Annotated in this window: 11 protein-coding genes and 1 pseudogene; 8 read left to right on the top strand and 4 right to left on the bottom strand. The window is 63.9% G+C overall.

The genetic code is table 11. From position 1 onward, the window contains the following. The 7 genes and pseudogenes from PP4_RS08205 to PP4_RS08175 all read left to right on the top strand — a co-directional run bounded on the left by PP4_RS08205 (position 1) and on the right by PP4_RS08175 (position 8,584). Complete coding sequence (locus tag PP4_RS08205) at positions 1–1,074, top strand: microcin C ABC transporter permease YejB (RefSeq protein WP_016498730.1); 1,074 nt, start codon at positions 1–3, stop codon at positions 1,072–1,074. 1 nt (position 1,075) lies between these two features. Further along, positions 1,076–2,095 carry an ABC transporter permease gene (locus tag PP4_RS08200; protein ID WP_016498729.1) on the top strand — a complete coding sequence of 340 codons (1,020 nt, stop codon included), beginning with the start codon at positions 1,076–1,078 and terminating at the stop codon, positions 2,093–2,095. A 1-nt stretch (position 2,096) separates the two neighbouring features. Continuing rightward, a complete protein-coding gene (locus PP4_RS08195) occupies positions 2,097–3,707 on the top strand; it encodes an ABC transporter ATP-binding protein (RefSeq protein ID WP_016498728.1) in 1,611 nt (536 codons plus the stop codon). 238 nt (positions 3,708–3,945) lie between these two features. Then, a pseudogene (locus PP4_RS08190) lies at positions 3,946–4,209 on the top strand (DUF3077 domain-containing protein). A gap of 182 nt (positions 4,210–4,391) precedes the next feature. Continuing rightward, a complete protein-coding gene (locus PP4_RS08185) occupies positions 4,392–4,859 on the top strand; it encodes a helix-turn-helix domain-containing protein (RefSeq protein ID WP_016498727.1) in 468 nt (155 codons plus the stop codon). Then, positions 4,856–5,431 (top strand): PIN domain-containing protein, encoded by a 576-nt coding sequence (locus PP4_RS08180; RefSeq protein ID WP_016498726.1) that lies wholly within the window; start codon positions 4,856–4,858, stop codon positions 5,429–5,431. Before PP4_RS08185 ends, PP4_RS08180 begins: the two co-directional genes overlap by 4 nt. Before the next feature lie 222 nt (positions 5,432–5,653). Continuing rightward, positions 5,654–8,584, top strand: a complete 2,931-nt coding sequence (locus tag PP4_RS08175) for an aminotransferase (RefSeq protein WP_016498725.1) — start codon at positions 5,654–5,656, stop codon at positions 8,582–8,584. Positions 8,585–8,587: 3 nt separating this feature from the next. Here PP4_RS08175 and PP4_RS08170 read toward each other — a convergent pair whose 3' ends face one another. After that, positions 8,588–9,823, bottom strand: coding sequence for a flavin monoamine oxidase family protein (locus PP4_RS08170; RefSeq protein ID WP_041167657.1), 1,236 nt, complete (start codon positions 9,821–9,823; stop codon positions 8,588–8,590). 80 nt (positions 9,824–9,903) lie between these two features. Here PP4_RS08170 and PP4_RS08165 point away from each other — a divergent pair, with 80 nt between their 5' ends. Further along, a complete protein-coding gene (locus PP4_RS08165) occupies positions 9,904–10,809 on the top strand; it encodes a LysR family transcriptional regulator (protein ID WP_016498723.1) in 906 nt (301 codons plus the stop codon). 103 nt (positions 10,810–10,912) lie between these two features. Here PP4_RS08165 and PP4_RS08160 read toward each other — a convergent pair whose 3' ends face one another. The 3 genes from PP4_RS08160 to kdpC form a co-directional block, all read right to left on the bottom strand. Further along, on the bottom strand, positions 10,913–11,608 hold the full coding sequence (locus tag PP4_RS08160) for a response regulator (RefSeq protein WP_016498722.1): 696 nt from the start codon (positions 11,606–11,608) through the stop codon (positions 10,913–10,915). Then, positions 11,605–14,259 (bottom strand): sensor histidine kinase, encoded by a 2,655-nt coding sequence (locus tag PP4_RS08155; protein ID WP_016498721.1) that lies wholly within the window; start codon positions 14,257–14,259, stop codon positions 11,605–11,607. Before PP4_RS08155 ends, PP4_RS08160 begins: the two co-directional genes overlap by 4 nt. A gap of 133 nt (positions 14,260–14,392) precedes the next feature. Next, positions 14,393–14,950 carry a potassium-transporting ATPase subunit KdpC gene (kdpC, locus tag PP4_RS08150; protein ID WP_016498720.1) on the bottom strand — a complete coding sequence of 186 codons (558 nt, stop codon included), beginning with the start codon at positions 14,948–14,950 and terminating at the stop codon, positions 14,393–14,395. Between the last annotated feature and the right edge of the window lie 10 nt (positions 14,951–14,960).

Below are 14,960 nucleotides of genomic sequence, written 5' to 3'. Positions count from 1 at the left end.
ATGCTGGCCTATATCCTGCGGCGCCTGCTGCTGATCATCCCGACCCTGTTCGGTATCCTTGTCATCAACTTCATCATCGTCCAGGCCGCCCCCGGTGGCCCGGTAGAGCAGATGATCGCCAAGCTCGAAGGCTTCGAGGGCGCCACCAGCCGCATTGCCGGTGGCGGCGCCGAGGTTTCGGTGGCCGGCTCCAACTACCGCGGCGCCCAGGGCCTGGACCCGGCGCTGATCGCCGAAATCGAGCGCATGTACGGCTTCGACAAGTCGCCGCCCGAACGCCTGTGGATCATGATCAAGAACTACGCCCAGCTGGACTTCGGCGACAGCTTCTTCCGCGATGCCAAGGTGATCGACCTGATTGTCGAGAAGATGCCGGTGTCGATCTCGCTGGGGCTGTGGAGCACGCTGATCATGTACCTGGTGTCGATCCCGCTGGGGATCGCCAAGGCGGTGCGCCACGGCAGCCACTTCGACGTGTGGACCAGCTCGGCGATCATTGTCGGCTACGCCATCCCGGCGTTCCTGTTCGCCATCCTGTTGATCGTGCTGTTCGCCGGAGGCAGCTACTTCGACTGGTTCCCGCTGCGTGGCCTCACCTCCAACAACTTCGACGAGCTGAGCACCACCGGCAAGGTGCTGGACTACTTCTGGCACCTGGTACTGCCGATCACCGCGCTGGTCATCGGCAACTTCGCCACCATGACCCTGCTGACCAAGAACAGCTTCCTCGACGAGATCAACAAGCAATATGTGGTCACCGCCAAGGCCAAGGGCCTCAGCCGGCCACGGGTGCTTTACGGCCACGTGTTCCGCAACGCCATGCTGCTGGTGATAGCCGGCTTCCCGTCGGCGTTCATCGGCATCTTCTTCACAGGATCCTTGCTGATCGAGGTCATCTTCAGCCTTGACGGCCTGGGCCTGATGAGTTTCGAAGCGGCTATCAACCGCGACTACCCGGTGGTCTTCGGCACCCTGTTCATCTTCACCCTGCTGGGGCTGGTGGTGAAACTGATCGGCGACCTGACCTACACCCTGGTCGATCCACGCATCGACTTCGCGAGCCGGGAGCACTGACATGGCCTTGTCCCCCCTCAACCGCCGGCGCTTCGAGCGCTTCAAGGCCAACCGCCGTGGCTGGTGGTCGCTGTGGCTGTTCCTGATCCTGTTCGGCCTGAGCCTCGGCGCGGAGCTGATCGCCAACGACAAGCCCGTTGCCGTGCGTTACGACGGCGAATGGTACTTCCCGGCGTTCAAGCGCTACCCGGAAACCACCTTCGGCGGCGAATTCCCGCTGGAGGCCAACTACAAGAGCCCGTACATCCGCGAACTGCTGGCCAAGAAAGACAGCTTTGTGCTGTGGCCGCCAATCCCGTTCAGCTACCAGAGCATCAATTACGACCTGCGCGTGCCCGCCCCGGCGCCACCCTCCACGGACAACTGGCTGGGCACCGACGACCAGGGCCGCGACGTGCTGGCGCGGGTGATCTACGGCTTCCGCATTTCGGTACTCTTCGCCCTTACCCTGACCGTGGCCAGCTCCATCGTCGGCGTCATCGCCGGTGCCTTGCAAGGTTTCTATGGCGGCTGGGTCGACCTGGCCGGGCAGCGCTTTCTGGAAATCTGGTCGGGCCTGCCGGTGCTGTACCTGCTGATCATCCTGGCCAGCTTCGTGCAGCCCAACTTCTGGTGGCTGCTGGGTATCATGCTGCTGTTCTCGTGGATGAGCCTGGTGGACGTGGTACGCGCCGAATTCCTGCGTGGGCGTAACCTGGAATACGTGCGCGCCGCCCGTGCGTTGGGCATGCGCAACGGTGCGATCATGTACCGGCACATCCTGCCCAACGCCATGATCTCGACCATGACCTTCATGCCATTCATTCTCACCGGCGCGATCGGCACCCTCACCGCCCTGGACTTTCTCGGCTTCGGCCTGCCTGCCGGTTCGCCATCGCTGGGCGAGCTGGTGGCGCAGGGCAAGTCCAACTTGCAAGCGCCGTGGCTGGGCATCAGCGCTTTCGCCGTGCTGGCGCTGATGCTGAGCCTGCTGGTGTTCATCGGCGAATCCGCCCGCGATGCCTTCGACCCGAGGAAGTGACATGAGTGAACAGAACCTGATCGAAGTGCGGGACCTGGCCGTGGAGTTCGTGACCGGGGACCAGGTCAACCGGGTGGTGGATGGCATCAGCTTTGACATCCGCAAAGGCGAGACGCTGGCGCTGGTGGGCGAAAGTGGCTCGGGCAAATCGGTCACCGCGCACTCGATCCTGCGCCTGCTGCCCTACCCCCTGGCCAGCCACCCCAGCGGCAGCATCCGCTACGAAGGCAAGGACCTGCTGCAGCAGAACGAGAAGACCCTGCAGCGCATTCGCGGCAACCGCATTGCGATGATCTTCCAGGAGCCGATGACCTCGCTCAACCCGCTGCACTGCATCGAGAAGCAGATCAACGAAATCCTTCTGCTGCACAAGGGCCTGACCGGCAAGGAAGCGACCGCACGTACCCTGGAGCTGCTGGACCTGGTCGGCATTCCCGAGCCGCACAAACGCTTGAAGGCCCTGCCCCACGAACTGTCGGGCGGGCAGCGCCAACGGGTAATGATCGCCATGGCACTGGCCAACGAGCCGGAACTGCTGATTGCAGATGAACCGACCACGGCGCTGGACGTGACCGTGCAGCTGAAGATTCTCGACCTGCTCAAGGAACTGCAGGCGCGCTTGGGCATGGCGCTGCTGCTGATCAGCCATGACCTGAACCTGGTGCGTCGCATCGCCCACCGCGTGTGCGTGATGCAGCGCGGGCAAATTGTAGAGCAAGCCGAATGCGCCACGCTGTTCAGCTCGCCACAGCACCACTACACCCAAATGCTCATAAATGCCGAGCCCAGCGGGCTGCCGGCGCACAACCCGGTGGGCTCGCCGCTGCTGGAGGTGGATGACCTCAAGGTGTGGTTCCCGATCAAGAAGGGGCTGCTGCGGCGCACGGTTGACCATGTAAAGGCCGTGGACGGGGTCAACTTCAGCTTGCCGCAAGGGCAGACGCTGGGGATTGTCGGGGAGTCCGGGTCGGGCAAGTCGACGCTCGGCCTGGCGATCCTGCGGCTGATTTCCAGCCAGGGCGGCATCCGCTTCCATGGGCAGAACCTGCAAGGGCTGAACCAGAAGGCCGTACGGCCGCTGCGGCGGGAAATGCAGGTGGTGTTCCAGGACCCGTTTGGCAGCCTGAGCCCGCGCATGTGCGTGGCGGACATTGTGGGTGAAGGGCTGCGCATTCACGGCATTGGCACCGCGCAGGAACAGGAAGCGGCGATTATCGCGGCCCTGGAGGAAGTAGGCCTGGACCCGCGCACGCGCCATCGCTACCCCCATGAGTTTTCCGGCGGGCAACGCCAGCGCATCGCCATTGCCCGGGCGCTGGTGCTGAAGCCCGCACTGATCCTGCTGGACGAACCTACGTCCGCGTTGGACCGCACCGTACAGCGGCAAGTGGTGGAATTGCTGCGTAACCTGCAGCAAAAGTACAACCTGACGTACCTGTTCATCAGCCATGACCTGGCGGTGGTCAAGGCGCTGAGTCACCAGTTGATGGTGATCAAGCATGGGCAGGTGGTGGAGCAAGGGGATGCGCAGGCGATCTTCCATGCGCCGCAGCATCCGTATACACGGCAGTTGCTGGAGGCGGCGTTTTTAGAGGTGAATGCCGTTGGTTAGCTTTGGGGGGCTGCTGCTTCGGCCAAAATCCCCGGCTTCGATCCTGGTGATGACCTCGATGCATGAGCTGGAGGCGCTGCGGGTTTTGCTTGAGTCGGCATTGATCAAGGTACAGATACCCGCTGAGCCCAGAACTTCGCCCTAAGGCTGATCAACGTGCTGCAAAGGCCGGCCCTTTCGCGGGCATGCCCGCGAAAGGGCCGGCGCAGGCACTAGAGATTTTTCAGGGGATTGAACAATGACAACAGAAGACACCCAGTTCACCGTCGGCAAAACCACCTCCTAACAAGGCGAAAACGGCACCCACCCACTGTTCCGCATCGAGCCAGGCATCCCCTGCAGGGACGCCCGCGAGCAGTCTTCGGAATTGATGGGTTATGTTTGCGAGCTGCCTATTACCGGTTTGATGGATGAAAAGCCGATGATGATCTGGGCTGCGCATTATCTGAGCGCCATGGCCAAGGCACTAATGGATGACGCCGAGCTGGGCATGATGCGCTGAGGATGAGGTTGCCGGGGACCCGTTGGCTGTCCCCCATCGAACGTCATCCACTCCTCCGAGCAACCCTCCATTCAACCGGTCGTTTCGTTTATTGCGATTTTCGAATATTTCGAATATAACTCGAACTCAGGCTGTTGCATCGTCGCCACAGCCCCGCAATCGATACCGCTCTGGAGATGCTCATGACAACCGCCAACCTCTCTCGCAATGTTCTTCCTGATGAAAAAGAAATTGCCGTGTCTGTCGAGTCAAGCCGCACGCTAGCGGCGTTCCTCTCGACAAAATCAGATACCCAACGGATCGAACTGCTCAACGAGGAAAATCAGCGCCAGGTTGTTGAAGTGCCTACTTTCGCCCTACGCCTGTTCGGCGAGATTCTCAGCGAGCTGGCGTTGGGGAACTCGGTCAAAGTCGTCCCAATCCACGCCGAACTGACGACCCAGGAAGCAGCAGACCTGCTTAACGTCTCCCGGCCGCACTTGGTAAAGCTGCTCGACGAAGCGGTGATTCCGCACACCAAGACGGGCCGCCATCGGCGTGTCAGATTCTCCGACCTGGTTGCCTACAAGGACCAACGTGACGGGGTGAGCCGCGCTGCAATGGATGCGCTGGCAGCCCAAGCTCAGGAATTGAAGATGGGGTACGAATGAAGCACTCGCCCTTCACGGCCATATACGACGCGAACGTACTTTACCCTGCTCCCCTGCGTGATTTCCTGATGAACCTGGCGCTGACGGGTATTTACCGGGCACGCTGGTCAGCGGGCATTCATGACGAGTGGAAGCGCAATCTGCTACTCAACCGACCTGACCTTACGCCTGAACATGTGGATCGCACGTCATCGCTGATGGATGCTGCGGTACCAGATGCACTCGTCACTGACTACGATTCACCGGTCGAAGGACTGGACTTGCCAGATGAGGATGATCGACATGTCCTCGCAGCAGCAATAAAGTGCAACGCCTCGGTCATCGTCACCTTCAATTTGAAGGATTTTCCCAAGTCGGTTCTCGGGGTCTTCGATATTGAACCCTTGCATCCGGACGACTTCATCGCTGACCTGTGGGACCTGGACAAGGCAGCAGTCCTCGAAGCTGCCCAGCGCCAGCGAATATCGTTGAAGAACCCACCTCATAGCGTGCAGCAGTATCTCGACAGGCTGCTTCAGCAGAAGCTTCCCGAGACAGTGAAATTGCTTTCAGGATTCAAGTTCCTCCTGTGAGTACTCTCAGCAGTGGCTTTCTGGGGAGCAAGGCGATTAGCCGGCAAGCAATAACGATGCAGCCCCGAACACCCAGAAAATTTTTCTGGGTTACCCCGCTCTTCGCCTCGCAACCAGAAATCAAGGGCAGTGATCAATTTTTCTGACAACAATCGTCTTCCATCATCAATCGATTCGGGCATAAATTCTTCACCGTCAACCCCAAGTACCAACGGTAGAGCCATGTCCAGCCCACAAAACCCGCCCGCTTCCCCTGCCCTGGCCACGCTGATACAGCGCTCTGGCCGGCCCAGCCCAACGCTGAGCGAAACCCACGCCCACGCCGTGCTTCAGGCCCACTACGGCGTTGCCGGCAACCTTTCGGTACTGGGCAGCCAGCAAGACCTGAACTTTCGCGTGACCACGCCCCAGGGTGGCTATGTGATGAAGGCCTGCCATGGCAGCTATGCCCAGCTGGAACTTGAAGCGCAGCACGCCGCCTTGGCCTTCCTGCGCGAGCAGGGTTTGCCGGTACCCGCCGTACGCTTGGCCCACAACGGCATGGGGTTGCTGGAACTGGACATCGACGAACAACCACTGCGCCTGCGGCTGCTCGATTACATCGAAGGGCAGCCGCTGACCCGTCTCAAGCACATGGAGCCACACCTGATGGCTGAGCTGGGCGGGCTCTGTGCGAAGCTGGACAAGGCCCTGGCCGGCTTCGACCACCCAGGCCTTGCGCGCACCCTGCAATGGGACCCGCAGCATGCCCAGGCGTTGATCGATCATCTGCTGCCGGTACTGCAGCACAGCGGGCAGCGCGCCCGCATCGAACACGCCACCCGCCAGGCCCGAGAGCGCCTGATGCCGCTGGTTGATGATTTGCCAAGCCAGGCCGTGCACCTGGACATCACCGACGACAACACCGTGTGGGCCCGTGATGCCCAGCGCCAGTGGCAACTGCAAGGCGTGATCGATTTCGGCGACCTGCTGCGCACCTGGCGCATCGCCGACCTGTCGGTAACCTGCGCTGCGCTGTTGCACCACGCCGAGGGCGACCCACTGCGCATCCTGCCAGCCGTGCGGGCCTACCAGGCGCTCAACCCGTTGACCGAGGCCGAACTGCGCGCGCTGTGGCCATTGGTGCTGAACCGCGCTGCCGTACTGGTGCTGAGCAGTGAAAAGCAGCTCGCCGTCGACCCGGGCAACCAGTACACCCGCGACAACATTGCCCACGAATGGGAAATTTTCAACACTGCCACCGCCGTGCCCATCGCCCTGATGGAGGCGGCCATCCTGCAGGCTGCGGGCCTGCAACCCAAGGCGCCGGACTTCAACGGTTGCGCACCCCTGCTCCCCGAGCTGGCCAGGCAGGCGGTAACACGGGTGGACATGGGGGTACTCAGCACACACTGCGAGGCCGGCAACTGGGAGCAGCCCGGTTTCGACCAGCGTCTGCTGGCTTCGCAGGCCGCTCCGGCCTGCAGCCTGCACGGGCAATATCGCCTGTCGCAAACCCACATCGACCGCCCCGAAGAGCCCGCCACCTGCGCCCTCGGCGTTGAGCTGCACCTGCCCAACGGTACCCTGGTGCAAGCGCCAGCACCCGGCACCTGGCAGCGACACGGCGACGGCCGTGGCTGCCTGCGCACCGCGCATTGGGCTTTGTGGCTGCACGGCCTGGAAAACGCACCGGCAGACGGCCAAGCCGTGGAAAAAGGCCAGTCCCTGGGCAACAGCTGTGGTTTCCTCAGCATACAGGTGTGCCTGGACGACGGCATCCAGCCGCCATTCTTCGCCACCCCGTCACACGCTGCCGCCTGGCTGGCCCTGTGCCCGTCGCCAGCCGCGCTGCTGGGCTTCGATTGCGATGCCCAGCCGCTACCCGATCCGCAAGCCCTGCTGGCCCGCCGCGACGCCAGCTTCGCCCGTTCGCAGAAGCACTACTACGCGCAGCCGCCACACATCGAACGCGGCTGGCGCAACTACCTGATCGACATGCAGGGCCGTTCATACCTGGACATGCTCAACAACGTCGCGGTGCTAGGGCATGGCCACCCTCGCATGGTCGCCGAGTCGGCGCGGCAGTGGTCGCTGCTGAACACCAACTCGCGCTTCCACTACGCCGCCATCACCGAGTTCTCCGAGCGCCTGCTGGCACTGGCACCCGAAGGTTTCGACCGGGTGTTCATGGTCAACAGCGGCACAGAAGCCAACGACCTGGCGATTCGCCTGGCCTGGGCCTACAGCGGCGGGCGTGACCTGCTCAGCGTGCTGGAGGCCTACCACGGCTGGTCGGTGGCCACCGATGCCATCTCCACGTCCATCGCCGACAACCCGCAAGCCCTGGAAACCCGCCCGGACTGGGTGCACCCGGTCGAGGCACCGAACACCTTCCGCGGGCGTTTCCGCGGTGCCGACAGCGCCGCGGACTACCTGCAGGACGTCGACGCCAAACTGGCTGACCTGGATGCCCGTGGCCGCCAGCTGGCGGGCATCATCTGCGAGCCGGTGTACGGTAATGCCGGCGGCATCTCGTTGCCGGCCGGCTACCTGAGCGATGCCTATGCCAAGGTCCGCGCCCGTGGCGGGGTATGCATCGCCGACGAAGTGCAGGTGGGTTATGGCCGCCTGGGCGAATACTTCTGGGGTTTCGAGGAGCAGGGCGTGGTGCCCGACATCATCACCATGGCCAAGGGCATGGGCAACGGCCAGCCGCTGGGCGTGGTCATCACCCGCCGCGAAATCGCCGAGGCGCTGGAGGCCGAGGGTTACTTCTTCTCCTCGGCCGGTGGCAGCCCGGTCAGCTGCCGCATCGGTATGGCGGTGCTGGACGTGATGCAGGAAGAAGGCCTGTGGGACAACGCCCGCGACACCGGGCGCTACTTCAAGGCCCGCCTGCAGGCGCTGGTCGACAAGCACCCACTGGCCGGGGCGGCACATGGCTCGGGCTTCTACCTGGGGCTGGAGCTGGTTCGCGACCGCGCAACCCTGGAGCCGGCCACCGAAGAGACCATGACGTTGTGCAATCGCCTGCGTGACCTGGGCATCTTCATGCAGCCGACCGGGGACTACCTGAATATCCTCAAGATCAAGCCACCGATGTGCACCACCCGGGCGAGCGTGGACTACTTTGTCGACTGCATTGACCGAGTGCTAGGCGAAGGGCTGTAAGTATCACGGCGTGGGCCCGATGGCTGCGGCCCACGCCTGCAATGCCCCCGTTGCTGCCATGGCGATCTGTTCATCCGTGCGCCCGCTGAACTGGCGCTCGATCGCATCGGCGGCAATCAGCCCGGCAATGGTGGGCTTGCCTACGGCATCAGTCAGGTCCAGCCACTCACCCCAACTGGCAGGCACGTCATACCAGCGCAGGTAGCCGGAGGGTGAACACGGCCACCAGCGCTCATCGAACTGCAGAATCACCTTCTCCAGCTTGCCCATGCCCAGATGTACCAGCGCTTGTTGCTGTGTTTCAGGTAACGCCGGGGTGAAGTGCAACATCTTCAACGCCCCCACAGGGACAGTGCAAATGCAGAAATCGCACACCTCTTCATTCACCTTGACGCGCGCGCTCGACCAGTCGATGTGGGTTACCGGAGTGTTCAGGTGGATATCCAGGTCCTTTGCCAGCAAGTCGACAAGCTCGCTGTAGCCGCCTGGCAGCATGCTATCGCCATGCCCGACACCCTCTTCGTCCAGCGCACTGAGCGACAGTTGCTCCACTGGCAAACACGCTTCCAGGACAAGATTGGCGTCGATGGCAAACTGTGTGGCGCGCCTGCGCGCAGGGTCGAGTGTGGCCAAGTAGCGGTTGATCGCCTCAGACAAGGGCTGCCGCCGGTCGATACTTTTGGTCAAGGCAGCCCAGGCGCCGTCGACATCGGGCAGTACCCCGCCCCTTGCAGCTGCAAGCGGGCGGCTGAAGTCGGTCTCGACGCAAGCCAAGCCGTGCTGCTGCGCAACGGTGGCCAATGGGTTCTCAGCGAAATGCTGCAGCCATGCAGCGCCTTCATCCGCCTTTATCCCGCCCAGGCCGACAGAATGCGTGCGGCCACCTGTTCGCCCCCGTGCCTCCAGCACAGTGCAATCGATACCCTGCGCCCGCAGGCGTTGTGCTGCAGCCAGGCCTGCACAGCCCGCGCCGATCACGATCACCCTTCGCGCGCCGGCACTCAAGGCTGCCTCGGCGGCACGCAGCCCGTCATTCCAGGCGCCATGAGTCATTGCCGGGGCGCTGGCGTCACAGGCTTCCCCGGCGATGACCAAACGCTCATGCAGCACCTGGCCCAGGTCACTTCGATGCTGCGGCGTCCCTCCAGGCAACAGCGCGCTGTAGGCACCGAGGCTGAACGGGTCTGTACTCCAGTGAGTGACATGCCACGCGGTTGGTCTATGCACGCTCTTCTCCATCGGGGGGGGACTGTCCTGTACGCGCATTAGTGTTCATAATTTCTAGCAATAAAAGATGATCATCATCAGGTTTGCTGACAATGGCCTTTACCAGCGACTCCTTGGCAATTTTCCTCGCGGTGCTGGATGCCGGCTCGTTCTCCGCCGCCGCGCGCAAGCTGGGCCGCGTGCCTTCGGCCGTAAGCATGGCAATCGCCCAACTGGAAGCGGAGCTGGACCTGCCGCTGTTCGACCGGGCCACGCGCAAAGCCTTGCCCACCAGCGCCGCCCTGGCGCTTGAGCCCCAGGCCAGGCAGGTGATCTGCCAGCTCAACCTGCTGGATGCCCAGGCCCTGCAACTGCACAAGGGCCTGGAAAAACGCCTGACCATCGCCGTGGCGCCCGAGCTACAGACTGGCCGCTGGAGCCAGCCACTGGAAACCCTCGCCCAGGAATTTCCCAGCCTGGAAATCGAAGTGCGCTCCGCCACCCAGACCGAAGCCATTCGCCTGTTGCATGACGGCAGTGTGCAACTGGCACTGGTGTTCGAACGGCCCGGCATCGACGAACGTGAGTCGTTCCTCGAAGCCGGCAGCCAACTGCTGGTGGCCGTCGCCTCACCGCGCCATCCGGCCGGGCAGAACAGCGGCACGCCACTGCCTGAAGAGGCCTTTGCCGAACAACGGCAGATCATCGTGGCCTCGGGCAAGGCCACCGGGTCGGACCCGCGCATGGTGCTGTCGCGGCGCATCTGGCTGACCGACAGCTACCTGGCCACGCTGGACCTGGTGCAGTCCGGGCTGGGCTGGGCCTATCTGCCGCAGCCGCTGGTTGAACCGCTGATTGCTTCCGGTGCACTGGCCGAGGTGCGCTTTGACAACATGGCCAGCCGCCTGCGCCTGTGGGTGGACATCATCTGGATCAAATCGCGCCCGTTGGGCCTGGGCGCTCGACGCTACCTGGAGGTAATGCGCCAGCTGTTCGAGAAGGAGCCACCCAGGGCGTGAAGCCCGTTCCAGGCGTCGCTGCCCTTTTGGAGATTGCCCAGGCCTTTAGGCTGCGCTGTCACGTATAGAACAGGGGCAATGAGCTCGTTGCTGTGGAAGCGGGTCAGGCTATCGGCGCCACCAATCTGTACCCCACCCCTGCCTCGGTGATGATGAACCGTGGCGCCGTGGGGTCATCGCCCAGCTTCTGCCGCAGATGCCCGACCACGATCCGAAGGTAGTGGGTATTCTCTACATGGGTAGGCCCCCAGACATCCTTGAGCAGTTGCTGCTGGGTAATCACCCGCCCTGGGTGCCCGGCCAATAGCGCCAGCAAGGCATACTCCTTGCGCGTCAACGCCACCTCCACACCGTCCAGGGTCACCCGGCGAAAGGCAAAATCCACGGTCAGTGGCCCAAAGCTGGCTGCCACTTCCGAGCCCCCGGCCTGTGGCACCTGGCGTAGCAAGGCCCGCACCCGCGCCAGAAATTCCTGGATGCCAAAAGGCTTGGTCACGTAGTCATTGGCCCCGCCGTCCAGCGCATCCACCTTCTGCACTTCACTGGCGCGCACCGACAGCACCATCACCGGCACCGCGCTCCATTCGCGCAGTTCACGCAGCACCTGCTGGCCGTCCATGTCCGGCAGGCCCAGGTCGAGCACCACCAGGTCCGGCCTGCCCAGTGCAGCCTGGGCCAGCCCTTCCTGGCCGGTAGCGGCTTCGAGCACCTTGTAGCCCTGCGAGGCCAGGCTGATGCGCAGGAACTTGCGGATCTGCGGTTCATCGTCGATGACCAACAGGGTGGCGGACTGGCTCATGGGGTTTCGCTTTCGGCTTCAGGTTGAGGGGGTAGCGGCAAGCATAAAGTGATGCCGGTGCCCTGGCCATCAATGCCTTCGCCCACCAGAATCTGCCCGCCATGGGCGCCGATCATGCCCTGGCAGATTGCCAGGCCCAGGCCTGTGCCCTGCCCGCCGCGGTCACCACGGGCAGCGGTATAGAACATGTCGAAAATCTTCTCGCGGTCGGCGACTGGAATGCCCGGGCCCTGATCGCTGACGGTAAAGCGCAACTGGTCTTCATGCACGGCCACTTGCAGCTCCAGCCGACCATTGGCCGGGGAGAAGCGTGCGGCGTTTTCCAGCACGTTGACCAGCGCCTGTTCGATCAGCGCCGCATGCACGAACAGCAACGGCAGCTCGGCCGGTACGTCGGTGTGCACCCGCAGCGGCGCCAGCACGACGCGCAGGCGGTTCAGCGCACTGCCAACGATGTCGCCCGGGGCTACCCAGTCGCGGGCAAGCTTGAGGCCACCATGGCCCAGGCGGGTCATGTCCAGCAGGTTCTGGATATAGCGGTCGAGGCGTTCGGCCTCGTTGCGGGTGCCCTCCAACAGCTCGCGGCGGTCTTCAGGCGGGATCGCTTCGCCCAACGCCAGCAGGCTGTCGATACTGCCGCGCATGGCGGTCAACGGCGTGCGCAGGTCGTGGGAGACGGACGCTAGCAAGGCGCTGCGCAGCTGCTCGGTTTCGCCATGCAGGCGCGCAGCCTCCAACTGCTCGGCCAGACGGGCGCGGGCCAGGGCCTGAGCCAGTGGCTGGCCCAAGGCCGTCAGCAGACGCCGGCGTGGGTCGTTGAGCGGCTGCCCGTTGCGCGGGCGCACACCCAGCAGTGCCAAAGGCTGTTCGTCCACCGCCAGCGGCCACCACCACCAGCGGCCATTGGGCAAGGTGTCGCTGCCATGGCCAGCGGCCTGGCCGTGCTGCCAGGCCCAATCGGCGGCAGCCCGTTCGGTGTCGCTGAAGGCGTGGGCTTCGCCGCTGGCCACCTGCAGCTGGCCTTCAGCGTTGCGCTCCAGCAGGCACACCTGCATGTCTTGCCAGCCGTCCAGATGCTGGCCGGCGGCATTGAACACGGCCTGGCGGTCGGTGGCCACGGTCAGTCGGCGCGACAGGTCAAGCAACTGGCTGGTCTGCGCCTGGGTTTCGCGCAGCGCCTGCAACTGGCGGCGCTGGCGCGCGGCGAGGTTGCCGGTAAGCGCGGCCATCAGCAGGAAGAACACCAAGGTCAGCACGTCTTCTTCGCGCTGGATGCTGAACGAGAAATTGGGTGGAATGAACAGAAAATCGTAAGTCAGGAACGATAACGCGGCGCACGCCAGCGCAGGCCCCAGGCTGCTGCGCACCGCCACCAGCAACACCGCAGCCAGAAACACCAGCGAGATGTTGGGCAGCGCCAGCACACTCGACACCGCCCAGGCCAGCCCCGCCGCCATGACCGTGGCCAGCAGCGCCAGCAGGTAGTGGCGCCACACCCACACCCGCCGCACCGCCGACCGCGGTGCGTGCGGCTGCATGTCGCGGTCCAGCACGTTGATTTCCAGCCCATGGCTTTCGCGCAGCAGCCGCGCAGCCACACCGGCACCGAACAGGCGACGACGCAGGCGGTCACGGGACTGCCCCACCAGCACCAGGCTGGCCCGCCGTTCGGCGGCATGCTGGATCAACGTGCGCGCCACTTCGCCAGCCCTTAGCAGCACCACCTCACCGCCCAGGCGCTCGGCCAGCTGCTGCGCGGCCTGCAAACGGTGACGCGCGGTTTCGTCGCGCAGGCGGCCGTTGTCCACATGCACCAGGCTCCAGGGCAGGTGGCGGCGTTGCGCCACGCGGCTGGCATGGCGCACCAGGCGTTCGGCCTGGTCGTCGCCGTCCACGCCTACCAGAAGCCGCCCGCGCAAGGCCGGGGCCTCTTGGCCACGCTGGCGATAGCCGTCGGCGAGGTCGGCATCGACCTGCGCGGCGGCAGTTTGCATGGCCAGTTCGCGCAAGGCGGTGAGGTTGGTTTGCGAGAAGTAAGCATCGATGGCCGCCCGCGCCTGCTCGGGCACGTAAACCTTGCCTTCACGCAGGCGTTCGAGCAGTTCACGGGGGGGCAGGTCGATCAGCACCAGTTCGAAGGCTTCCTGCAGCACCCAGTCCGGCAGGGTTTCACGCACTTGTACCCCCGTGATGTCGCGCACCTTGTCGTTGAGGCTTTCCAGGTGCTGGACGTTGACCGTGGTGTACACGTCGATGCCGGCGGCCAGCAGCTCCTGCACGTCCTGCCAGCGCTTGGCGTGGCGGCTGCCGGGGGCGTTGGTGTGGGCCAGTTCGTCGACCAGAGCCAAGGCCGGCGCAGCCTTGAGCAGGCCGTCGAGGTCCATTTCCTCAAGGGTGACGCCACGGTACTGGCTGCGCAGCAACGGCTGCTGCTGAAGGCCGGCGAGCAGCGCTTCGGTTTCAGCACGGCCGTGGGTTTCCACCACCCCGGCCAGCACCTGCACACCCTGACGTTGCTGGCCGTGGGCGGCCTGGAGCATGGCGAAGGTCTTGCCGACGCCGGGGGCGGCGCCGAGGAACACCTTCAGCCGACCCCGGCCGGTGCGCGGTAGGTTAGCCAACAGCGCATCTGCGCGGGCGGAATCACTCATGTTTCATCCTTTGCTTTTTCAGGGGCAAGCACCGTAACTGTGGGAGCGGGTTCACCCGCGAATGCGTTGCCGGCAGCACTATCGCATTCGCGGGTGAACCCGCTCCCACAGGGTCCCTGCTACCGCTTCAATTTCATTTGGTAATTGCGAGCTTTTCCAAGGCCTTGTTCAACGCCAGTACATTGACCACCGGTGGGCCGATCAATGGGTGGAGGGTGGCCTCTTCCTGCAAGGCTTGCAAGCGCTCCACCGGCAGTTTCCGCGCCGCCGCCACACGTGGGATCTGATAGGCAACCGCCTCCGGTGGCAGGTGTGGGTCGAGGCCGCTGCCCGAGGTGGTCAGCAACGCCTGCGGCACCGGCCCCTGCTGCACCTGATACAGCGCAGCCGCCTCCCCCTTGACCCGCTCGGCCAGCGCCGGATTGCTTGGCGAAAGGTTGCTGGCACCGCTGGCCACCGTGGCGTAAGCGCCTGCCGACGGCCGTGCATGGAACCAGCCATCACCCTTGAATTCCTGGGCGATCAGTGCCGAACCGCGCACCTGGCCCTGGTCATCCCGCACCAGGCTGCCATTGGCCTGGTCCGGAAAAACAACCTGGGCGATGCCGGTCACTGCCAGCGGATACAGTGCGCCGGTCACCAGCGTCATCAACAGGGCCAGGCTCAACGCCGGGCGTACATAAGCATTCATGGCGGCCTCC

It is taken from the genome of Pseudomonas putida NBRC 14164 (assembly GCF_000412675.1).
GTDB classification, from domain to species: domain Bacteria; phylum Pseudomonadota; class Gammaproteobacteria; order Pseudomonadales; family Pseudomonadaceae; genus Aquipseudomonas; species Aquipseudomonas putida.
The sequence above is the reverse complement of the archived record's forward strand: the minus strand, read 5'-3'. Positions and strand labels throughout refer to the sequence as shown.